This is a genomic window from Dietzia sp. WMMA184, assembly GCF_002441635.1.
In the GTDB taxonomy this organism is placed as follows: domain Bacteria; phylum Actinomycetota; class Actinomycetes; order Mycobacteriales; family Mycobacteriaceae; genus Dietzia; species Dietzia kunjamensis.
Genome location: NZ_NXEI01000001.1, coordinates 3859062 through 3880714, shown reverse-complemented (window position 1 = coordinate 3880714; position 21653 = coordinate 3859062). Strand labels below are relative to the sequence as shown.

The 21653-nt window shown below is 65.2% G+C and carries 19 protein-coding genes, 1 tRNA gene and 1 pseudogene; 9 read left to right on the top strand and 12 right to left on the bottom strand.

What is annotated here, in order from left to right:
- Positions 1-25: 25 nt before the first annotated feature.
- The 12 genes from CK206_RS18025 to CK206_RS17975 form a co-directional block, all read right to left on the bottom strand.
- Positions 26-205 carry a helix-turn-helix transcriptional regulator gene (locus tag CK206_RS18025; protein ID WP_096905133.1) on the bottom strand — a complete coding sequence of 60 codons (180 nt, stop codon included), beginning with the start codon at positions 203-205 and terminating at the stop codon, positions 26-28.
- Positions 206-427: 222 nt separating this feature from the next.
- Positions 428-1222: a hypothetical protein gene (locus tag CK206_RS20530; protein ID WP_254050653.1), complete on the bottom strand. Its 795-nt coding sequence runs from the start codon at positions 1220-1222 to the stop codon at positions 428-430.
- Entirely contained in the window at positions 1215-3587 is a 2373-nt protein-coding gene (locus CK206_RS18020; protein ID WP_254050652.1) for a type I restriction endonuclease subunit R, read from the bottom strand. Before CK206_RS18020 ends, CK206_RS20530 begins: the two co-directional genes overlap by 8 nt.
- On the bottom strand, positions 3584-4651 hold the full coding sequence (locus tag CK206_RS18015; RefSeq protein WP_216824108.1) for a type I restriction endonuclease subunit S: 1068 nt from the start codon (positions 4649-4651) through the stop codon (positions 3584-3586). Before CK206_RS18015 ends, CK206_RS18020 begins: the two co-directional genes overlap by 4 nt.
- A 161-nt stretch (positions 4652-4812) precedes the next feature.
- Positions 4813-6744, bottom strand: a complete 1932-nt coding sequence (locus CK206_RS18010) for a class I SAM-dependent DNA methyltransferase (protein WP_096905130.1) — start codon at positions 6742-6744, stop codon at positions 4813-4815.
- A gap of 396 nt (positions 6745-7140) precedes the next feature.
- A tRNA-Leu gene (locus CK206_RS18005) sits at positions 7141-7214 on the bottom strand.
- A gap of 51 nt (positions 7215-7265) precedes the next feature.
- Positions 7266-8282, bottom strand: coding sequence for a Ppx/GppA phosphatase family protein (locus CK206_RS18000; RefSeq protein ID WP_096905129.1), 1017 nt, complete (start codon positions 8280-8282; stop codon positions 7266-7268).
- On the bottom strand, positions 8279-8830 hold the full coding sequence (locus CK206_RS17995) for a DUF501 domain-containing protein (RefSeq protein WP_096905128.1): 552 nt from the start codon (positions 8828-8830) through the stop codon (positions 8279-8281). The genes CK206_RS18000 and CK206_RS17995 overlap by 4 nt, the downstream gene beginning before the upstream one ends.
- Positions 8827-9732: a septum formation initiator family protein gene (locus CK206_RS17990; protein ID WP_096905127.1), complete on the bottom strand. Its 906-nt coding sequence runs from the start codon at positions 9730-9732 to the stop codon at positions 8827-8829. Before CK206_RS17990 ends, CK206_RS17995 begins: the two co-directional genes overlap by 4 nt.
- 63 nt (positions 9733-9795) lie before the next feature.
- A complete protein-coding gene (gene eno / locus CK206_RS17985) occupies positions 9796-11073 on the bottom strand; it encodes a phosphopyruvate hydratase (RefSeq protein WP_096905126.1) in 1278 nt (425 codons plus the stop codon).
- A gap of 395 nt (positions 11074-11468) precedes the next feature.
- Positions 11469-11651: a hypothetical protein gene (locus CK206_RS17980; RefSeq protein WP_067712807.1), complete on the bottom strand. Its 183-nt coding sequence runs from the start codon at positions 11649-11651 to the stop codon at positions 11469-11471.
- 382 nt (positions 11652-12033) lie between these two features.
- The gene (locus CK206_RS17975) at positions 12034-12297 is read right to left on the bottom strand and encodes a heavy-metal-associated domain-containing protein (RefSeq protein ID WP_007626394.1); all 264 of its coding nucleotides are present in this window, start codon (positions 12295-12297) and stop codon (positions 12034-12036) included.
- 438 nt (positions 12298-12735) lie between these two features.
- Between CK206_RS17975 and CK206_RS17970 the strand changes: the two are divergent.
- The 9 genes and pseudogenes from CK206_RS17970 to CK206_RS17935 form a co-directional block, all read left to right on the top strand.
- Positions 12736-12882: pseudogene (locus CK206_RS17970) on the top strand (transposase); the annotation flags it as partial.
- A 670-nt stretch (positions 12883-13552) separates the two neighbouring features.
- The gene (locus CK206_RS17965; protein ID WP_003862069.1) at positions 13553-13819 is read left to right on the top strand and encodes an SHOCT domain-containing protein; all 267 of its coding nucleotides are present in this window, start codon (positions 13553-13555) and stop codon (positions 13817-13819) included.
- Positions 13816-15297, top strand: a complete 1482-nt coding sequence (locus CK206_RS17960; protein WP_096905124.1) for a multicopper oxidase family protein — start codon at positions 13816-13818, stop codon at positions 15295-15297. The genes CK206_RS17965 and CK206_RS17960 overlap by 4 nt, the downstream gene beginning before the upstream one ends.
- A gap of 65 nt (positions 15298-15362) precedes the next feature.
- The gene (locus CK206_RS17955; protein WP_096905123.1) at positions 15363-16664 is read left to right on the top strand and encodes an APC family permease; all 1302 of its coding nucleotides are present in this window, start codon (positions 15363-15365) and stop codon (positions 16662-16664) included.
- A 236-nt stretch (positions 16665-16900) separates the two neighbouring features.
- Positions 16901-17143 (top strand): DUF2892 domain-containing protein, encoded by a 243-nt coding sequence (locus CK206_RS17950; RefSeq protein ID WP_076599981.1) that lies wholly within the window; start codon positions 16901-16903, stop codon positions 17141-17143.
- 179 nt (positions 17144-17322) lie between these two features.
- Positions 17323-17451 (top strand): hypothetical protein, encoded by a 129-nt coding sequence (locus CK206_RS20640; protein ID WP_256385638.1) that lies wholly within the window; start codon positions 17323-17325, stop codon positions 17449-17451.
- 117 nt (positions 17452-17568) lie between these two features.
- Positions 17569-17886, top strand: a complete 318-nt coding sequence (locus tag CK206_RS17945; RefSeq protein ID WP_159981210.1) for a heavy-metal-associated domain-containing protein — start codon at positions 17569-17571, stop codon at positions 17884-17886.
- Positions 17887-17924: 38 nt separating this feature from the next.
- The gene (locus tag CK206_RS17940) at positions 17925-21005 is read left to right on the top strand and encodes a heavy metal translocating P-type ATPase (protein ID WP_216824152.1); all 3081 of its coding nucleotides are present in this window, start codon (positions 17925-17927) and stop codon (positions 21003-21005) included.
- A gap of 153 nt (positions 21006-21158) precedes the next feature.
- Positions 21159-21623, top strand: a complete 465-nt coding sequence (locus CK206_RS17935; RefSeq protein ID WP_254050650.1) for a cation diffusion facilitator family transporter — start codon at positions 21159-21161, stop codon at positions 21621-21623.
- Positions 21624-21653: the final 30 nt, after the last annotated feature.

Genomic DNA, 21653 nt, shown 5'->3' with positions numbered 1-21653 from the left:
TGGAATTCCGAATGAAATCCGCAATCTAGTTCTGACGTTGGAGGGCACGGTACAGCCTGGACAACCCAACTCCGAGATCACCGGCGATCGCCAACGCAGCGGTCGTGCCTGGCTTGACCCGTGCCTCCGCGTCGGTCTTCCGGATCCACTTGTTCAGGGTCATCGGGTGGATACCTAAGTCGGCGGCGATCTGCTCGAGCGTCACACAGTCTTCGCGATTCTGAGCGACGCGGACGACGACGTCCGAGGAACTCCTGGGGGTTAGGGGTTGGGCTCAGCAACATCCTTCCAGGCTCGCCCCTCAGGGCAATCCAGATCAGATGACACCTATCCGTGCACCAGGCCCGATTCTTACGCTGTCGGGGCCTCGGCGCCCCTTCCCCGGCTGAGCCTTTGTGTGAGACCAGCGCATCCCGCGTTGTACGAATTAGCTATCCGGGTCCTCCTCGCCGCCGCCGTCCAGCAGACCGAACTTCTTCGCAGCTTCAGCGACTTCGGCCAGGCCCGCCACGAGGGTCTCGAATAGGTCGGGGTTGGCGAGCGCGGCTGTGCCCATCTCCTCGGTCGAGGTCATGTGCTCGAACAGGGCCGAGCGCACCTTGCCTTGGAACTTCGCAGACTTGCCCATCTGGTCGCCGGTGTTTTCCGTCGCCATGTCGGAGACCTCGTCGTCTCCGGACAGTGCGCCCCACATGGCGGAGACGAACCCTTGCTTCTCACGGTCGCTGGCGGCGACCCCCGCGGCGGCGAACCGGGCGTTGACCTCTTCGATGACGCGCTCGAACGTCTCCTTGACCGGGGCGGGCATGCTGCCGGTCTGGGGGAGGAACTCGGGAGTTGTCAGTGGGGCGTCGCTTCCCTCGGTCAGGGACAGATCGTCTTCGATCCGGGCGGGCACGAGACCGACGCCTGATAGTTCGACACCGCCCACGTAGTCCTCGTCCTCGGGGCGGTCGGTGATCTTGAGGTTGCGCCCCAGGATCATCGCGAACGCCGCTCGCTTGGCGATCTCGATGTCGGCGTAGTCGACGATCTGGGTGAGGAACTCCCAGGCGTTCTTGTACTTGATCAGGTTGGTCCGGAAGTCCAAGATCTCCTGCTTACGATCGGTGTCCCCGGCCAGTTTCGCCTGCCGGTACTCACCGTTCCAGGCATGCACGATGGGCGTGATGAGTTTGCGCAGCGTCTCACCGTTCTCGCCGGCCGCGTAGGCGTCAGCCACCTCCACCATCTTCTCCAAGCTGTGTAGACCGCCCGCTGTCCAGTACGTCGGCCAAGTCGTGGAGGGTGTTGGGATCGACCTCGCCGTGAACCTTCGCGTCCGAGTAATAGACCTTGAAGTCCGCTTGGATGTCCTCGGGAGTATTGATGAAGTCCAGGATCATCGGGGTCGGCTTACCCGGGTAGATCCGGTTGAGCCGCGACAAGGTCTGGACTGTGGTGATCCCTGAGAGCTTCTTGTCCACGTACATCGCGCACAAACGGGGCTCGTCGAAGCCGGTCTGGAATTTATCGGCGACGATGAGGACGCGGTACTGGTCCTCGGTCTTGAAAGCGTTCTCGGTGTCGCCGCGTTGATTCATCCCGGCCTCGGTCAGACCGAGGGAGTCCGGTCGGTCGTCGAGGTCCACCGAGCCGGAGAACGCCACCAGGGTCCGCATGTCCGCGTACCCCTTCTTCGCGATGTACTCGTTCATCGACAGCGACCACTTCACCGCAGCCTGGCGAGAGGAGGTGACGACCATAGCCTTGGCGTGACCGTCGAGGTGGTGCATGACGTTGCGTCGGAAGTGCTCGACGACGACCTCGACCTTCTGGGCAATCGAGGTGCGGTGCAGCCGGACGAACCGGACCAGATCGGAGACCGCCTCGCCGCGGTTGACGTGCTCCTCGCGGCCCAGCTCGTCGCGGACGCTCGCGAGCATGTCGTAGGTGGTGTAGTTGCCCAGTACGTCGAGGATGAAGCCCTCGCCGATGGCCTGGGCCATTGTGTAGGTGTCGAACGCCAGATAGGTGACATCGTCGCCGTCCCCGCGCTTGGAGCCGAACAGGCGCAGCGTCTTGGCCTTCGGGGTGGCCGTGAGCGCGACGTACGTCAGGTTCAGCGCCTGGGACACGGCGGACTCTTTCGCGGTGAGCAGGTCGTCCCCGGTCAGTGGCTCACCGTCCTCGGACTCGGCCACCGCATCGGTCAGCAGGCGTCGCAGCGCCAGGGCAGCGGATCCGGTCTGGGACGAGTGCGCTTCATCAGCGATCACGCACCACTTGCGGCCTTCCAGGTCGCTGCGGTCCCCGATGATCTTGAGCACTTCGGGGAAGGTCTGGAGGGTGCAGGAGATGATGTGCCCGCCATCGCGGAGCGCTTGGAGGAGCTGCGGCGACTTCGCGCCGCCGGCCTCCCCGACGGGGACGATCAGACCCTCGGATGCTTGGAGCAGCGCGATGTCGTCGCGGATGTTCTGGTCGAGCACTGTGCGGTCGGAGATCATGATCACCGAGTCGAACAGCTTGGTGCCCGCGGCGTCGTGCCTGCGGATGAGGTTGTGCGACATCCATGCCATCGTCTTGGTCTTGCCCGAACCGGCAGAGTGCCAGATCAGATACCGGCCACCCACGCCGTGAGTGAGGATGTCGGAGACCACGGACTCGGTGGCGCGGAGCTGGTGAAAGCGCGGGAAGATCAGCCGACCGCCGCTGCCGATTGCCTTGCCCTTCTTGTCCCGCTTGGACGGCTCCCACAGGGCGTAGTCGTTGAGCAGACGCAGGAACAGGTCGCGGTCGAAGACTTGCCGCCACAGGTAGTCCGTGGCCGAGCCGGTCTCCGACGGCGGGTTGCCAGGCTGGCCGTCCTCGGTGCCCTGGTTGAACGGGAGGAAGAAGGTGCGGTCGCCTTTGAGTTCGGTGGTCATGTAGACCTCCGAGTTCGACACCGCGAAATGCACCAGGCAGCGGCCCGGAGCCAGTAGTGCCCTGGACTTTCCTCGTCCCGGCTTTCGGTCGCGGCGGTACTGCTTCTTGGCCTCGTCGACGGCCTGGGTGTTGTCGGTCTTGAGTTCCATCGTCACCACCGGCACACCGTTCACGCACAGCACCAGGTCGATGGTCTCGTTGGTCTCGGCGTCGAAACGGACCTGCCGGATCACCCGTAGCCGATTGGTCTTCGCCGCCTCCACCGCTGTGGTGAGGATCGGGTTCGCGGGCGGGTACGCAGCCATCGCCCCGAAGGTGGAGGTCATGTGCCCGGCCCGGGTGTGCTTGAACCCCTCCCGAAGCGCCCCGAGGAGCCCGCCGCGGATCTTGCCGTGCGCGGTGTCGTACTTGACCTTGCCGCCCAGCACACGCTCGGACAGATGCTTGAGCAATAGGGTCTGGGCCAAGTTGCGCTCCACGTCCGACCCATTGTCCGGTACTGCTTTGGCGAACTCCTTGGGGTGCCGGTACTCCAGCCATGCGAGCGCGTCCGGACCGTGCAGGGCCAGCTCCGGGTCCCAGCCGGTATCGGCGGGGTCGTAGAGCCAGCCGCGCTCGGCCAGGGACTGGCAGATGTTGTCCTCGAACTCGCGCTCCATCAACACAGCAGTGCTCATGAAACGGGAACCTCCTTACGGCCGGTGACTACCTCGGCAATGAGAGCAGACCGGCGCTCGGTCAGCAGTGTTTTCAATTCCTGGGCGCCCGCGATCATCGAGTCTAGTAGGCTCAGCCGCTCCGCCAATCGCTGCGCAATAGTGATTTGGTCTTCCATTGGAATCGCCGCGATGGGGAGAGATCGGACTTTCTCTGAAGACAATCCGGGGATGGTCGCCCCCACTGCTAATAGTTCGATGAGACCGGCAGCCTTATGCGCGCGAATGGTGTAATCGATGAATGGACCGAACCAGCCGGGTCGGGGACGCACACGAATAACGTGATTCTGAAACCCCCAGGAGGGTAGATCTGCCGTGAGGCAAGTGCTTCGGCCGTAGCCCGCACCGCCCTCTACAACAAGCACATCCCCCGCCCTTAGCGAGAGGTTATTCAACTCCTCAAGTGACATCCACATCATCTGATCATCAAGCACCAGCACCCCCTTGTGTTGGATACTGGCAGCGCGCACATAGTTCGTAAGAGACTCAGACTCGCTCTTCTGCTTTCCTTGGAACGTCTTTCCGAGTGAGACCTCTGCTGCGAGTTCTAACCGCGTATGGTTAATGTCTGAGTAAACTTGGGTCTCGCTCAGGATTAAATCAAGTTCTCGCTCCTCCAGCTTGCCCACCAGTTCATCAAGCTTCGCTGCCATCGCGTCGATCTCCGCCGTCTCGCGGTCCAGGTAGTTGGCGATGGCGCGTTGGGCGGGGAGGGGCGGGAGGGGGAGCCGCATAGTGCTGAATTTGCCGAAGCTGATGGACTGCCCGTCCCTGAGCTGATCGGTCATTGACGACAAGCCGCTGATAAACGGATCGGACTTAAGGAAGTATCTGTAATACTCGGGGTCTGCACCGACTACAGGCCTCAGAACCGTGTAGGCGTTAGTTACTTTGCCAGACACGCGGCTGTGCTCGATCCCGCCTTGAAAGCTCCGAAGATGAATGATGAAGTCGTTTGGGAGGACGCGCTTCGCCACGTCGCGATCGGATTTGTTGATGACAACGCGGTTGCCAGTTAGCTCCATATATTCGCGCTGCGTTAGGACCCCGTAGTGCTGCGAGGGGGTTAGTCGGTCGTCTGTTGGGCCACTCTTCTCAGAACGTTCATGGAACACTGCCCACGCCGGAGCCACATTCCATGGAACAGCCCCGAGCCATCGAGTGCGGCTCGCAGCGGAATAGGCGCTCATTCCCGCACCGCCGCGAACTTGGCCTCCAGGCTCGCCATGACGCGCGCGATGTCGGCATCTATGTCCTCCAGGGGACGGACCGGCACCGGCTTGTAGAACAGGCGCGTGAAGGGGATCTCGTAGCCGACCTTGGACGCGGCCTCGTCCCACGTCACGTCGGGAGCGAAGGGCAGCACCTCGCGGCGCATGTGCTCGTCCACGTCCTCGGACAGGGGGATGCGCTCGGTCATGGAGAAACCGTCCACGAGCACTGGCTTTCCGGTGCGAGACACGGCGGGCGGGGCGTCGGGATCGTCGTGGGCGACGGCGTTCATGATCGCGTCGATCAGTCCGGTGGGCATCTTGACCCCGGCGGATTTGGAGCGGGTCTTGAGCAGTGTCGGCAGGCTGTTCCACACCACCCCGTCCAGCTTCTCAATGATGCCGCGGTGATCGTCCGTCGCGGCGGGGTGGGATAGCACCTGCTCGATGGCCTCGGCGGTCACCTTGGTGCAGTAGTGGTGCTGTTTGACCACAGGCACGTCGCGGTACCCGAGGTCGTCGGCGGTGACGATCTTGCAGTGCTCGCCGTCCTCGAAGGCGGTGTAGAGATCCAGAACAGCCGCGCGGTTGCTCTCACTCATCTCGCGGGTCTTGTCGCCCATCCCCTTGCGCATCGGGGACCAGAACGGTGCGGCGTTGATGAGCTGGATCTTGCCCTTGCGGTGCTCTTCCTTGTTGTTGTCGAGGATCCACACGTAGGTGGAGATGCCGGTGCCGTAGAACATCTTCTCCGGCAGAGCGATGATCGCGTCCACGAGATCGCTCGTCAGCAACCAAGCGCGGATTCGGTCCGGCCCGGACTCAGCCTTGCCGGTGAACAGGGGAGAGCCATTGGAGACCACAGCGGCGCGTCCACCGGCCCCGTTCGCGCCTCTGGGTGCCATCTTCGAGGCCACGTGGCTCAGGAACAGCATCTGGCCATCGGAAGTGGCCGGGAGACCGTGAGAGAACCGCGAACCGGGCACCGCTGCTTGGCGCATGACCTCGACCTTGGAGACAGACCAGTCGCTACCGAACGGCGGGTTGGACAGGACGTAGTCGAAGGTGTCGCCCTCGTAGCGGTCCTCGCGCAGGGTGTCGCCCTGCTTGATCGACTCCGGTCGTCCGCCCTGGATCAATAGGTCGGCCTTGCCGATGGCGTAGGCCAGGTCCATCATTTCCTGCCCGTACATCGACACGTCGATGTTGGGGTTCATCTCCTTGAGAGCACGCTCTGCGACCAGAAGCATGCCGCCGGTGCCCGCGGTGGGGTCGTAGACAGACCGTGCCGGTGCCTTACCGGTTAGGCCCTCATCGTCGGAGGCGAACAACACATCCACCATTAGGCGGATCGCATCGCGTGGGGTGTAGAACGCACCCGCGGCTTTGCCTTTGGTCGTGAAGGCCCGGTACATGATGTCCTCGAACAGATCGCCCATGCTCACATCGGGTATGCGGTCGGGGTGCAGTTCCAGCGCGGCGAAGTGACGGATGACCTGCCACAGCCTGTTGTTCTTGCTCAGGGTGGCGATCTTCTCCCGGAACTTGAACGACTCCCAGATGTCGGCGATGTGCTCGGAGAACCCGTCGAGGTACTCCAGCAGCGACTCCTGGACATGGTCATCGGTCTTGCCGATGGTCTCCATGGTGAAGCGCGAGGTGTTGTAGTAGCCGAGACCGAACTTGGCGTGCACGGCCATGTTCAGCATCTCGCCGTTGTACTTGCCCGACTCGGCCAGCTCGACGACTTCGTCCTTGGTGTCGTCGAGGAGGCACTCCAGGCGGCGGAGGATGAGGAACGGCAGGATGTACTCGCCGTAGTCCTCGGGATCGACGACGTTGCGGAGGAACTTGTCCGCGGTGTCCCACACCGCGGACTGGCTGATTTTGGCTACCTGCGCGCTCACTCGCGGCCCTCTACTTCGGTTCGTTTATCGGTTATCGGACATACATACCGCCTCAGTCTTTCAGGTCCCTTATCTCTGACCATATGGACGGTACGGATGAGGCGTCCTGGCCGGCGTCATCGGTTGGCTGCTCCGCCCCTTGCTCTGCACTGTTCGACAAATGGCAAGCTGTACAGCTCGGAGGAAGGGCGGGTCATCCCAGCATCGGGTCACCTGTGATAGAGGCGCAGCAGCGATGAGCTGGTGGCGCGTTACCCTCAGGTGCACGGCTGAACCACCGCGAGATCGACGACCAAGCGCAAACCGTGGGAAGAGACCGAACTGCGCGCGACATCTTTTTTGAATGATTTGATGGATAGTCTCAGCCCGAAGCTGCGCTATAGCCGCTGTTCAGAGTGCCCCCAGTCGGACTCGAACCGACACTGAAACGGTTTTAAGCCGTCTGCCTCTGCCAATTGGGCTATGGGGGCTTTCCGACCCGCCGGCGCGGAACCGGTTGGGGCGCAGGATGCCTGGCCGGTCTAGCCGGCCAGGCAGGTCAGCACCGACATCGCGATGCCGTCCAGGATGTCCTTCTCACTCACCGTGAGCTCGGACAACCCCGCGCGCTCTGCCATCACATCACACACCGCCTGGACCACGATCGAGCCCCCGCCGATCACATCCGCACGGCCCGGATGCATCGGCCCCAGGCTGCGTCGCTCGGTCACCGACGAGGCCACCAGGCGGTCGCACACCTCGCGCATGCGATCCAGCGGGATGACGCTGCCGTGGATCTTCTGCGGGTCGTACTCCCCCAGCCCCTGCGCCAACGCCGAGAGCGTGGTGAAGGTGCCGGCCACGCCCACCCAGCGCGCGGCGCGGCCCACCGGCACGTCGCCGGCCTCTGCCAGCGCATCGGCGATCACGGCCCGTGCCTCAGCGATCTCGGCCGTGGTGGGCGGATCCGAATGCAGCACTCGCTCGGTGATCCGCACACAGCCCACATCGAGGCTGCGGGCCCCGAGCAACTGCACGTCGCCGCGGACGAGCTCGCCCACGACGATCTCCGTGGAGCCGCCGCCGAGGTCGGTCACTACAAACGGCCCGTCCGCCGGCGACAGGTCCGACACCCCGCCGGCGAAGGTCAGCTCGGCCTCGGTCTGTCCGGAGATGACCTCGGCCTGCGCGCCCGGGAAGTGCTTGCCGAGCACCTCGGCGGTCATACCGAAGAACTCATCCTTATTGCGGGCATCGCGGGTGGCGGAAGTGGCGACCATCCGCACCGACTGCACACCGAGCTCCGCCATCGTGGCGGTGTAGTCCATCAGCGCGGTGCGGCAGCGGGAGAGCGCACCATCCGAGAGTCGCCCGGTGGCGTCGACGCCCTCGCCGAGCCGGATGATCCGCATCTCGCGCGTGACGTCGGTGAGTCCGGCCTCGCCGGGGACGCCCTCGGCGACCAGCAGGCGGATGGAGTTGGTGCCGCAGTCGACCGCGCCGACGCGCACGGCGCCGGGCCGGGCCGGGCCGGTGCTACTCGATCCGGTGGTGGTCACTGCTCGTCCATCGCGAGGTAGTCGGGCACGCCCAGCTCCTCGGGCGTGGGCCAGTCGGCGGGCAGGGCGTTGCCGCGCAACCCGGCCTCGCAGGCCAACGCCACGGACTCGTCGCCCAGCCAGACCACGCCCGGCCCCTCCGCGAGCGCGTACGCCATGAGCACGTGCAGGCACTTGACGCGCTCGGGCATGCCGCCACCGCTGAAATCCGTGCCCAGGTCCTCGATCTCGTTGCGCTTGGCGAGGAACCGCTCGTGCGCCTGCACGTAGTTGGCTGCCAGCTCGGGCTCCTGGGCCAACCTCGTCGTCATCCCCCTCATGATCCCCGCGGACTCCTGCCGACTCGCCTCGGCGGTGAGCCGCGGATCGGTGAGGTAGTACAGCGTGGGGAACGGGGTGCCGTCCTCCAGCCGCGGCGCGGTCTTGACCACCCCGGGCTGGCCGTCGGGGCTGCGGTAGGACACCTCCAGCACGCCCCGCGGCGGCCGACCCAGCTGAGCCTGGATCGCGTCGAGGTCTTCGCTGGACACGCTCTGCTCGGCGCTCACGCTGGGGGGTCCTCCTGTGATTGATCTTGGACGCCGCCCGGGATGGGGGCGGCGGGGTCGTCGGCGCCGGGCACGCCGGGCACGACCGGCACCGGCGGGGTGTCGGGGCCACCGGGGATGGACGTGCCCTCGAGCACCGCCGAATCCTCCGGCATGATCGGGTCCGCGGGCTCGGCGATGGAGTTCCACACGCGCGTCTGCCACGGCTGCGCCGCCAGCTCGGCCGCCTTCTGCTCGGCCACGGCCTGCTCGATCGGGTCGACCATCGACACGCGGTACGGGGTCTCCCCCGGCTTCACGGCGCCAAAGCGGATGCGGGCCTGCTGCTCGATGTACGCCGGGTCCGACAGCATCTGCTCCTCGGCCTCGAGCTCGGCGATCGTCGCCTCCAGCGCGGCCCGCTCCTGCGCCACGGTCTTCTCGTCGCGCAGGAACTGATAGTGATTGCGCAGCGGGAACGACACGGTGACCAGCAGGATGATGGCGACGACGGCGAGGAGTCCGATCCGCCGCGGGGTGTAGTTCCGCGGGCCCAGCAGGGTGTCGGACAGGTCCGTGCGCGTGGTGAGGCGGTGGGCCTCCGGATGCGCGGTGGTGCCGACCCGGCCGGAGCGAGCGGAGGCCGGGACGGGCCGGTCCCGTTCGCGGCTCGGCGTCCGCCGGCGCGTCGGCTCCCGGCGGGTGGGGTCGGCGGGCTGATCGGCCCCGCTCTGCCCGTCGACCCCGTCGCGGCCGGTAGCACCCGGGCCGCGGCCGGTGCTGCTCCCCCGGTCTGCGGCGGTCCCCCGGCCCGTCCCGTTCGCACGGCGACGGATGGCGCCCGACGCCTCCCCGGGCCGCCGGGACGCCGCACGATCGCGTGCGTCTCCCCGGCGGTCCGAGGGGCGGGGCGGGCGAGCCATGCGCCTTCCTTTCCGACTACGTGCCCGTCAGCGGTGAACTGCCGACGGGCGGTGTTGGTGCCGTCAGGCGTTGAAGCGCGGGAACGCCTCGGCGCCGGCGTACCGGGCGGCGTCGCCGAGCATCTCCTCGATGCGCAGCAGCTGGTTGTACTTGGCCACGCGCTCGGAGCGGGCCGGGGCGCCGGTCTTGATCTGGCCACAGTTGCAGGCCACGGCGAGGTCGGCGATGGTCGTGTCCTCGGTCTCGCCGGAGCGGTGCGACATCATCGAGGCGTAGCGGTTGCGGTGGGCCAGGTCCACGGCGTCCAGCGTCTCGGTGAGGGTGCCGATCTGGTTGACCTTGACCAGCAGGGCGTTGGCCAGGCCCTTCTCGATGCCCTCGGCCAGGCGCTGCGGGTTGGTGACGAAGAGGTCGTCGCCGACCAGCTGCACCTTGTCGCCGATCATGTCGGTCAGCGTCTTCCAGCCGTCCCAGTCGTCCTCGTCGAGCGGGTCCTCGATGGAGACCAGCGCGTACTTGTTGACGAGCTCGGCGTAGACGTCGGCCATCTCGGCGGCGGAGAGCTGCTTGCCCTCGAAGTGGTACTTGCCGTCCTTGTAGAACTCGGTGGCGGCGACGTCCAGAGCGAGGGCCACGTCGGTGCCGAGCGAGTAGCCGGCCTTCTCGATGGCCTCGGCGATGAGGTCGAGAGCGGCGGTGGTGGACTCGACGGAGGGGGCGAACCCGCCCTCGTCGCCCAGGCCGGTCGACAGGCCTCGATCCTTGATGACGGTCTTGAGGTGGTGGTACACCTCGGTGCCCATGCGCAGGGCCTCACGGAACGTGGGCGCGCCGATGGGGGCGATCATGAACTCCTGAACGTCGACGCCCGAGTCGGCGTGGGCGCCACCGTTGAGGATGTTCATCATCGGCACGGGCAGCACGTGGGCGTTGGCGCCACCGATGAAGCGGTAGAGCTCGAGGCCCGAGGACTCGGCGGCGGCGCGGGCCACGGCCAGCGAGACGCCGAGGACGGCGTTGGCGCCGACGGTGGACTTGTTGGGGGTGCCGTCGGCGTCGAGGAGGGCCTCGTCCACGACGCGCTGGTCCTCGGCGGGGATGCCGATGACGGCGGGGGCGAGGACGTCCAGCACGGCCTCCACGGCCTTGGTGACGCCCTTGCCCAGGTAGCGATCGTCCTCATCGCGAAGCTCCACGGCCTCGTGGGCGCCGGTGGACGCACCGGACGGCACGGCGGCGCGGCCGAACGAGCCGTCGTCCAGAAGCACCTCCACCTCGACGGTGGGGTTGCCTCGCGAATCGAGGATCTCCCGGGCTCCGACCTGCTCGATAAGCGCCATCTGTGCTCCTTGGGGGAAGTTCGTGGGTTCGTGTGCGTGGCCGGCGCCGCTAGGCGGGCGCAGTCCGCTGGCCATTGTTCCACGTCGGTCCAGAGGGCGGGACGAGGCTGGGCCGGGGACGCTCACCCCGCCCCCGCCTGGCCGGCCTTCGCCCCCTCCGGGGTTGCGCGTCCCCTATGTACGCCGCCGGCCCGGGTACGCACCCGGTCTGGTCCATTCCGGGCGCATACCTCTCCCCAGCCGCCCTCGCTCAGCTCCACACGTGAGCAGGATCGACGTGCTGGCCCACGTCCATCGCGTCGTGGAGAACCCCGCCCACCACGAGCATGTCCGGGTCGAAACGGCAGACCAGACAGACTTTTCACCCGCGCTCACCGTGAGGCGGAATGTCGCCGTCACCCAGGTGACCGACCGTCGGCCACTGCTCGTGCGCGGATGTACGCGGTGGCGTCGTCCAGGTCCGAGTCGCCGACATCCACGTAGCGGCCCGCCGCCACGTCAGCCCAGCCCAGCTCGACTGCTGCACGAAGTGTCGCGAGCCTGACTGCGTCCTCACCATCCCGGCTCTGCATACTCATCACCCCTGTCGAGAAACTATGCCAATCCTGCGGGTCCGGCACGGCCTGCGTGAATACGAACCAGCCCGCAACCAGAACTCTGGCCGCCGCGGGCCCGTGTCGTCGTCGCCATCGTCATGGACTTCGTCCCGAACGCGCCGCACGCCGGCTCCCCACGCTCGCCCCCGGCGGCTCGGCGGCCCGGCGTCTCGGCAGCTCGGCGGGTTGCCCGCCAGCGGGCGCCGACGGTGACGTACCCGGCCCCTAGAGTGAGCCCGACCCCGCCAGGACCATCCAGGAGGACTCAGTGGACTCACCCGCCCTCATCACCGCCCGCAACCGGGGCGGCAACTGATGGCGACCCGGTCCCCACGCAAGACCTCCGCCAGGCGCAAGACAAGCGTCAGCTGCAGCAGCAGCCACCCGTTCCACTCGCCATAGGCAAGGAGACACCGACCGTCTGATCTGCGGAGACTATCGCGTATCCGGCGTCGGCCACGGCTTGGGATACGGCCTGGGTAGTCGCGGTTCCGGTCGTTGTCATACTTCCTGCCTGCAAGTTGACTTCGACGCCGATCACGCCGGGCAATGCACCAACAGCGGCTTTCACGGACGAAACGCAATGCCCGCAGGTCATCCCCTGAACTTGGTATGTGGTGGCCGTCATCGTCTTAATCCTTTCGCCGAACGCCGTGGGGCGATCCCACACCAGAATCATATACCCCCGGTGGGTACATGATTCGAGTCGTCAGGTTTCTTCACGAGATCTTGACCTTGGCACCGAGGGAGCGAGGTGGGCGCCCCAGGACACGTTGCCCGAGGCTGGTCGATCGGGCTCGGAGAACCGCGGTTTTCGGACTGGCCCCTGAAAGCACCCTCTGCCGGTGCCCTACAGCGCCCATCATTTCCTGGTCTCCACGCCTCATGGCGGTTCTGGTTGTGATGTCCGTCGGGGGACCGCTGCAGCATTTGCCGGTTGGTTAACCGAGAGCCACACTGCCGGCTCGACACTGACCGTGGTCCTGGGCGCACTTTGGCTCGCGCTACGACCCCGCGGGATTCGGCCCCGCGAGCAAATCGATCGAAGACTGGGCGTGAGCCCTGCGCCCTCGGCGTCAACGGCGACGGCCACCGCGAGGTGCTGGGCATACAAGTCGCCACCAGTGAGACCACGGCCTCATGGAACACCTTCTTCGCCGACCTGGCCGCCCGCGGCCTGGGCGGGGTGCGGCTAAATACGCAGACCTTCCACTAAACGGGCCCTTCACTATGAAGGGCCACTAAACGATGCCGAGCTGTAGTTTCTGCGAACTCACCCTTCCCCAAATTTCCCCCATCTTCGAGGGCACGAGGGTTCTCCACCATGGTCTCGATCGTTCCAGCCTGTCCTGAGTGTCAGCTCGCCAGCGGAAATTCTTGATCAGACCTCCACCTGATCTCCACACAAATACGCGGGCGTACCGGCCAATGTGGAACTCGACCGGAAGACAGGGGCGCGGTATGGAGTGGGCGAGTGTAACCGTGGTGGCCATTGGCCTGGGCGTGTTCTGGGCCAGCGTGCTCTGCCTCATTGTCGCCCTGACAGGGACCGCTCCCCAGGCGTGAGACACCCAGGGACCAATCGATGGGTGAGCCGGGTTCAACCACCTACCCCACATACCCCATAGGGGTATAATTGGAGGTGTTCCAGTGAGCACCAGCAACGAATATGAAGAGGAGAAGATGTCTATCCAGCCTCGCAGTAACCTTCCGTTGGAAGCGATCGCTGAATCCTGCACGTGCTGCTCCACACCCAGACCCTCGGTGCCGATGCCGATCCACGGTCTCCAGACCGACCGCCACGCCCCGCACCCGGCGCCACCACCCCCCAGACACCGGCGGGCCACACGCTCGGGACTGAGAAGTAGCGAAGGACGATCGCGATGATGTGGAACAACGGGATGGGTTCGGGAATGGGCTGGATGTGGATCTTCTGGCTCTTGGTCATTCTGGGCACGGTGGTGGTCACCGTCGTCCTGGCGAAAGCGTTCACCGGCGGCCGGGGCCAGACCGGAGGGCATGAGCATGTCAAAACCGGGGAACGCCCGCGCCAGCCGCGAGAGATCCTGGACGAACGCTACGCCCGTGGAGAGCTAACCACCGAGGAGTACCGGGAGCGACTACACACTCTGGGCGAGGGACGGCAGTGAGCGAGCTGACCCGACGGCAGCTCCTCGCACTGGGTTTGGCAGGGGCCGGCACCGCCGCCGTGGGCGGGGCCGGCCTGTGGTGGACCGTCAGTGAGGGCAACACCACGAACAGTGGTGGCTTCTCCGACGGTGGTGACGACCTTCTCGAGCCGGACGTGGTGGCCAGTCGGGACGGTGTGCTCGATCTGGAGTTGGTCGCCGCCCCCGCCCGGGTCAAGATCGGCGGGCGAAACGCAAACGTGCAGGCGTTCAACGGCACACTCCCAGGCCCCACCCTGCGCGTTCGGGGCGGAGACACGATCCGAGTGGCGATTGCCAACGAACTCGACACCCCGACCAACCTGCACGTACACGGGTTGCACGTCTCCCCCGAGGGCAATGGCGACAACCCCTTCGTCAGCATCTCCCCCGGCGAGTCCTTCGACTACGAAATCGTCCTGCCAAACGACCACCCGCCCGGGACTTTCTGGTACCACCCCCACCACCACGGCCATGTCGCTGACCAACTGGCGGCCGGACTCTACGGAGCGATCGTTGTTGAGGACCCCGAGCCGGTCCCGGTGTCCCGTGAGCGCACCTTGGTCGTCTCCGACATCACCCTCGACGGCACTGGCAACCCGGCTGCCGCGTCCCCGCCCGAGAAGATGATGGGCCGTCAAGGCGAGATAGTGATGGTCAACGGCCAGGTTCGGCCCCGGGCCACCGCTTCGCCGGGAGAGCGAGAGCAGTGGCGGATCGTCAACGCCTGCCCGTCCCGCTACCTGCGCCTGACCCTGGATGGTCAGTCTCTGCGCCTGCTCGGCCGTGACACCGGCCGCCTACCCGAACCTGTCGACCTCACCGAGGTGACGCTGGCTCCCGGAAACAGAGTCGAACTCCTGGTGGACGCTCGCCAGGGCACCTCCACTCTGCTCAGCATCCCGGTGGACCGCGGCGCCATGCCTGGCATGATGGGCGGACCCATGGCCGGTGCGTTCCCGGCGGACGACGAGCCGATCGGTCTGCTCACGCTGGACGTGACTGGGCCCCCGGCGGACGAACCCGATCCCGTGCCCGCAGGACCGGCCCTGCGGGACCTGCGCACCGCACCGGTAACTGCCCGTCGAACCCTGGAATTCGCCATGGGCATGGGCATGGGCCGTGGGATGCGCGGAGCCGAATCGATGATGTCGTTCACCATCAACGGCCGACAGTTCGACGCCGACCGAAACGACATCACGGTCCGCGCCAGAACTGTGGAGGAATGGACCCTGACCAACACCAGCCCCATGGACCACCCAATGCACCTGCACGTGTGGCCCATGCAAGTCCTCGACGACGGCGAGTCACCCACCTGGCAGGACGTGGTCAACATTCCGGCCTTCGGCCGCGTCACCATCCGCGTGGCCTTCGACGACATCGTCGGCCGCACCGTCTACCACTGTCACATCCTCGACCACGAGGACCTCGGCATGATGGGCACGATCCTGGCCCGCTGAACTCGGCGCACCCGACCGCAAGCACACCGCCAACCCCGCCCGACGAGAAGAAAGTACGGTACCGCATGGATCGCAGCGCCCAGTCCTCGAACTCACTGACCCTCACTGGATCCGTTGCGCTCGGGACGGGGGTGATGATCGGGGCGGGCATTTTCGCCCTGGTAGGGCAGGTCGCCGAGCTGGCCGGGGGGTGGATGCCGTGGGCCTTCCTTGCCGGGGCAGTGGTGGTGGCCTTCAGCTCCTACTCCTACATCCGCTACTCAGCCACCAACCCTTCCTCGGGCGGAATCGCGATGCAACTCAAAGCCGCGTATGGACCCGGGGTCGTGGCTGGCTCGGTTTCGCTGTTCATGTACGTGTCGATGATCCTCGCCGAGTCCCTTCTCGGCCGAACCTTCGGTACCTACATGCTGCGACCGTTCGGGATGCAGGACTCCGACGTGTGGGTCCCGGTGCTGGCCGTCCTCGCCATCGCCGGCGCCGCACTGGTGAACCTGGTGGGCAACCAACTAGTGGAGCGCTCTGCCACGGTCACCGCAGCGCTCAAGATCGTCGGCATCGCGGTGCTGGCGATCGCGGGAATCCTCGCCGCGGGACTCTCCTCCCTGCCCCGGCTCATTACCGCCGCTGGACGCACGCCACCAGACCAGGGATGGGTGGGCTTTCTCGCCGGTGTCACCCTATGCATCCTGGCGTACAAGGGGTTCACCACGATCACCAACCACGGCGGGGATCTGAAGAACCCCAAGCGCAATATCGGCCGCTCAATCATTATTTCCATCGCCCTGTGCACGGCGCTCTATCTATTGATCACCGTCGCAGTCACTGCGAGCCTGACCGTGCCAGAGATCATCGAGGCCCGCGACTACGCACTGGCCGAAGCAGCCCAGCCGATGTTCGGCGACTGGGGCATGAGAATAACCGTGCTTATCGCGGTGGTCGCCACACTGTCTGGACTGATCGCGAGCCTATTCTCAGTCTCGAAGCTCTACGACATGCTCCGAGAAATGGGCCAAGCCCCGGGCCTGCCCGGCCGGCCAGGACATCAGTCGCTCTACATCACCGCCGGGCTGGCGATCGTGATGGCCGCCTTCTTCGACCTCTCCCAGATCGCCTCCCTTGGCGCTATCTTGTATTTGGCCATGGACATTGCCATCCACTTCGGGATCATCCGCCGTCTCAAAAACGACGTCGCCGCCAACTCCTGGATCCCGTTGCTCGCGATCATCCTTGACCTCGCGGTACTGGTGCCCTTCCTGCTCACCAAGAGCCAATCGGACCCGTTCACCCTCGTCATCACCGCGCTAGTGGCCCTAGCCATCGTCCTCGCCCAGTGGCTCGCCGTGCGACACCACCAACACCAGTGAGAACACAGAGCACACCAGAGACTCCAACCAACCCAGCGCGATTCAGGCCGCACGACGCGCGTCCGCTGAGCGCGTTGAGGCGCGCATCTCCCCACACTTGTGGCACACGCCGTACCGGCTTCACCGAACCTTCACGTGAAGGACAGTTCGTCCTTCACAAACACTTGGCAGATTGGGGGTGTACCGATCAATGGTCCCGTGCACTCGGGGCTGGATCGAGCACCCAGGAGGAAACGATGCAGGCGAGATGGAGTATCAACATCACCCCTATCGAAAGGGGCGCTCGCATCGTGTTGGGTCTTCTCGGTGTCGTTGGCGGAGGAATTCTGCTCAGCCAGGCGGACTCCACGGGCGCGGTGATCGTGGAGCTGTTGTTGATCGTGGCTGGTCTGGACCTGATCGTCACTGGTGGGACCGGGCACTGTCCACTGTACAAAAAATTGGGCCGCCTCCCGCTTCGGAAAGGACACCCCTCATGAGCGAGCAATCACCCCAGGAGCGACGGCGCCAGCCACTAGACGCGCCCCCTGATCAGCCCCCCGTTGCGGGGTCGGCTTCCCCCTACAGCGATGGGCCTCTGGAAGAGCAGTACCCGCCCGAGCCCTCGAAGCCCGGACGCTCCGGTCATCGTTGGATGATGCTCGCGTGTTGTGTCCCGATGCTCGTTCTTGTCGGGGTCCTGCTGGTGACCGGGGTCGCAGGCACCGGAGTGATCGTGTTTGGCGCGCTGTGCGTGGCGATGATGGGCCTGATGATGTTCGCAATGCCCGGTGGCCACGGCCATTAACCCGCCACTACACGCTCCTGGGATCCAATCGGCTCAGCATTGAACCGACCAGGAGCGAGCACGACGCGATTTCCAAGGCTGGAGGACACCGAGATGGCTGCAGCGGCCACTAGCACGATGAGTTACACCGTCAGGGGACTGACCTGCGGTGAGTGCATCGCGCGAATGATCGAGCATCTATGGGGGCTACCCGAAGTCGAGGGGGTGTCAGTCGACCTCATCAAAGACGGGCAGTCCGTCATCACGATCAGATCTTCTCGCGAAAACAGCCTGGCGCAGACCCTCACCGCGGTCGAACAGGTGGGTTTTGAGCTGACCGGCCGAATGGAGCTGACCGGGCATTGGCCGGGCCTACACGGTGCGTTGCATCCCGACGAAATGACCCGACGAACCAGGCTGCAAAAGCTCGGTCTCGTGGAAGGTGACAGACGATGAACAGTAGCGGTGTCATGATCTAGCTGGCTGCGCTCACCTTGACCGGATTCATACTTTGGTACTTCTTCGGCACCAGGAAAGTTCGCCGGGCCGAACTCGAGGGGGGCGTGCAGGTCGTCAAAGTCACGGTCAAGGGCGGATACAGCCCGGACCTGATTGAGGTCTCCCCCGGGGTGCCGGTGCGGCTGCTGTTCGACAGGCAAGAAAGCGGTGAGTGCTCGTCACGGGTACTGTTCCCCGACTTCAAAATTAACCAGACTCTGCCCGCGTTCGAGACCACGTCGGTGGAGTTCGTCCCCGATCACCCCGGCGAGTACAGCTTTGCGTGCGGGATGAACATGCTTCACGGCAAGCTCGTGGTCGTGGGTGACCCGCCTTCGCCGGAGACTTGTGGGTCCTCGGCCGCCACCCATTTGGCCGCGACCGCGCCGAACGCAACCGAGACGAGAGGATCCGACGCCACCGCCACCGCAGCCTGGGCCCGGGTGCAGGACGGTGTTCAGGTGGTCACGATGCAGGTACGGGGTGGATTCGAGCCGCACGTGGTGCGAGTGCGGCCGGGGATCCCAGTGCGGGTACAGGTGGACCGACAGGAGGACTCGTCCTGTTCCGCTCGCCTGGTCATCGCCGATCTTGACGTGAACCGCGCGTTGGCCGCGTTCGGACAGACCACGATCGACCTGCCTGCCCTGTCTCCCGGTGCTCACGAGCTTACCTGCGGAATGGGCATGCTCCACGGCCAGATCCTAGTCAGCGATAAGGCCGACGACCGGGACTCGGCGACCCCGGTACAGGCGGGGTCGGTGGCTGACCCGTTCGACGGGCATGCCTCGGGCCCGGCTAAAGACCACGGGGATGTCGAAGGGCGGGAGCGCGCCGCCGAGATCTCCGACCTGTGGCGTCGAGTGGCGCTCGGGGCGATCCTCACGACCCCGGTCGTGTTCGCGGTGATGCTCACCGAGTTCTTCTCGGTGTCCTGGATGCCACAGGTGCTGCTGGAGCCCTGGGCGCAGTTCGCGTTGATCACGCCGGTGATGTTCTACGCGGGCTGGCCCATCCACCGCACGGGGTGGATGGCTCTGTCGCACCGCACAGCAGACATGAACTCCCTGATCACCCTGGGCACGTTGGCGGCTTACGGGTACTCACTCGTGGTGACGCTCGTTCCGTCGCAGCTGCCGGTCGATGTCCGGGAGGTCTATTACGAAGCGGTCGGGGTGATCCTCACCCTGATCCTGCTGGGGCGTCTGCTGGAGACGAAGGCGAAGGCCGGTACCGGAGAAGCGATTCGTACTCTGATCGGACTTCAGCCCAAGACCGCGCGCGTGATCCGTGGCGGCGAGGAGCTCGAGATTTCTATCCAGGACGTCGTGGCCGGGGATGTGGTCGTAGTCCGGCCGGGGGAGAAACTCCCGGTGGACGGCCAGGTACTCGAGGGCGGCTCGGCGGTGGATGAGTCCATGGTGACGGGCGAGCCGATCCCGGTGACCAAGACGGCTGGGGACCTGGTCATCGGGGCGACGATCAACCAGACCGGCTCCTTCCGCTACACCGCCACCAGGGTCGGCGCGGACACCATGCTCTCCCAGATCATCACCCTGGACCGCCAGGCCCAGGGGTCTAAGGCGCCCATCCAACGCCTGGTGGACCTGGTCTCTAGCTACTTCGTACCGGCCGTGATCGTGGTCGCGATCTGGACGTTCGCGGCTTGGAGCGTGCTCGGTCCAGCCCCCATGTTCATTTTCGCGTTGGTTGCGGCAGTGTCGGTGCTCATCATCGCGTGTCCCTGCGCATTGGGGCTGGCGACGCCGTTGTCCATCACTGTCGGCACAGGCAAGGCCGCTTCGGCTGGCATCTTGATCCGCTCGGCAGAGGCACTCGAGACTGCGCAGAAGCTCGATATCGTGGTGTTGGACAAGACCGGCACGATCACCAAGGGCCAACCGGCGTTGACCGACGTGCTGCCCGCCGACGGCTTCGAACCTTTGGAGGTCCTCGCACTGGTAGCTGCGGTGGAGCGCTTCTCCGAGCACCCACTGGCCGCGGCGATCGTCGCAGGTGCCCGAGACCAGCAGGTGACCGTGGCCGAGGCCTTCGAGTTCGACTCCATCACTGGCCAAGGCGTAAGGGCGTTGGTCGGGGGCCGGACAGTCCTGGTTGGCAACCGACGCCTGTTGACCACCGAGGGCGTCGATGCCGAGGTGTTGAGTGCTGACGTCGAGCAACTGGCCGGGGACGGTAAGACCCCTATGCTAGTTGCCGTGGACGCTCGACCCGCTGGCGTCGTCGCGGTTGCCGACACTCTCAAGGAGGGCTCGATCGCGGCCATCGCCGCCATGCGGGCCCGCGGCATCGAGGTAGTGATGATGACCGGGGACAATCGGGCCACCGCCGCGGCCATCGCCCACCAAGTCGGCATCACTCGAGTGGTCGCCGAGGTCATGCCCGAGCACAAGGCCGCTGAAGTTAAGCGACTGCAAGCAGAGGGCAAGGTTGTGGGCATGGTCGGCGACGGCATCAACGATGCCCCAGCCTTAGCCCAAGCCGACGTCGGTTCAGCGATCGGCACCGGCACCGACGTGGCCATCGAGTCCTCAGACATCACTTTAATATCCGGGGCGTTGTCAGGCCTGGTCATCGCCGTGGACCTGTCCCGAGCCACGATGCGCAACATCAAGCAGAATCTGGTCTTCGCTTTCCTCTACAACGGTCTCGGTATCCCGATCGCTGCGGGCGTACTGTATCCGTTCTTCGGGCTCAGACTCAGCCCGATGATTGCCGCTGCGGCGATGGCATTGTCCTCCCTGTCGGTCGTGGTCAACGCCAACCGACTCCGGGGCTTCACTGCCGAACGGGCCGCTGATGACACCGCGGTGTCGCTCGCCTCCGAACCTGTGGTGGAAGTCGGCGACGACCGCCACGATCCTGGATCAGAGCCAACTCCCCATGCCACTGACCCGGTATGCGGCATGAGCGTGGACCCGGCCTTTGCCACTGCCAGCGCCACCCACGAGGGCCACACCTACTACTTCTGTTCCGGCCACTGCGCGAGAGTATTCGACACCCGACCCACAGACTTCGCCGCCACCACCGAGCGAGGAAGCGCCCCGCCGCAATGACCTCCACCAGAGATGCTCTCCTCCAGACGCGAGCACTAACTCGCACTGACCCGATCAGATCCTCAATTTCGACCATATTTCGCCCTGCCGGTTGCTCCCGGTGGGGATGAGCAATCACACCAGAACTGACCTTGCGGTCAGGAGGAGGGGTTCATGACTCACGGACACGGAGGCCACAGTTACACGGACGGTGCGCGCGGCCCTGGGTGGGGACTGGCCATCTCGGCGTGGCTGACGGGAATTTACTTCTTCATTGAAATTAGCATCGGGTTATGGACCGGTTCGGTCGCGGTGATCTCAGATGCCTTCCACACTTTCTCGGCCGTCGGTGGCGTACTGGTGGCCATCATTGCTGCACGGCTCGCCCGCCGGCCAGCAGATGAAGACCGCAGCTTCGGCTGGTATCGCGCGGAAATTGTCGGCGCATTGGTCAACGGCGGTTTCCTGCTGGTGATGGCGCTGGTAGTGATCGTGATGGGCGGGATGCGGCTAACTGCCCCGATCGACCTGTCCACTACGCCGATGTTGTGGGCAGCCGCGGGCGGTTTGCTCACTGAAGTCATCTCGTTGGGTCTGATATGGAAACAAAGTCGCACTGATCTGAACGTCCGCGGCTGACCTGCCGCGTTGATTTCGGACAGCGGAGTT

Excerpts from the sequence above, each read along its gene's own strand:
- eno (WP_096905126.1), bottom strand. The coding sequence starts at position 11,073 with ATGGCGCTTATCGAGCAGGTCGGAGCCCGGGAGATCCTCGATTCGCGA.
- CK206_RS17990 (WP_096905127.1), bottom strand. The coding sequence starts at position 9,732 with ATGGCTCGCCCGCCCCGCCCCTCGGACCGCCGGGGAGACGCACGCGAT.
- CK206_RS17965 (WP_003862069.1), top strand. The coding sequence starts at position 13,553 with ATGATGTGGAACAACGGGATGGGTTCGGGAATGGGCTGGATGTGGATC.
- CK206_RS17945 (WP_159981210.1), top strand. The coding sequence starts at position 17,569 with ATGAGTTACACCGTCAGGGGACTGACCTGCGGTGAGTGCATCGCGCGA.
- CK206_RS18015 (WP_216824108.1), bottom strand. The coding sequence starts at position 4,651 with ATGGAGCTAACTGGCAACCGCGTTGTCATCAACAAATCCGATCGCGAC.
- CK206_RS17975 (WP_007626394.1), bottom strand. The coding sequence starts at position 12,297 with ATGACGGCCACCACATACCAAGTTCAGGGGATGACCTGCGGGCATTGC.
- CK206_RS20640 (WP_256385638.1), top strand. The coding sequence starts at position 17,323 with ATGCTCGTTCTTGTCGGGGTCCTGCTGGTGACCGGGGTCGCAGGCACC.
- CK206_RS18020 (WP_254050652.1), bottom strand. The coding sequence starts at position 3,587 with ATGAGCACTGCTGTGTTGATGGAGCGCGAGTTCGAGGACAACATCTGC.
- CK206_RS17955 (WP_096905123.1), top strand. The coding sequence starts at position 15,363 with ATGGATCGCAGCGCCCAGTCCTCGAACTCACTGACCCTCACTGGATCC.
- CK206_RS17935 (WP_254050650.1), top strand. The coding sequence starts at position 21,159 with ATGACTCACGGACACGGAGGCCACAGTTACACGGACGGTGCGCGCGGC.
- CK206_RS17980 (WP_067712807.1), bottom strand. The coding sequence starts at position 11,651 with ATGAGTATGCAGAGCCGGGATGGTGAGGACGCAGTCAGGCTCGCGACA.
- CK206_RS17950 (WP_076599981.1), top strand. The coding sequence starts at position 16,901 with ATGCAGGCGAGATGGAGTATCAACATCACCCCTATCGAAAGGGGCGCT.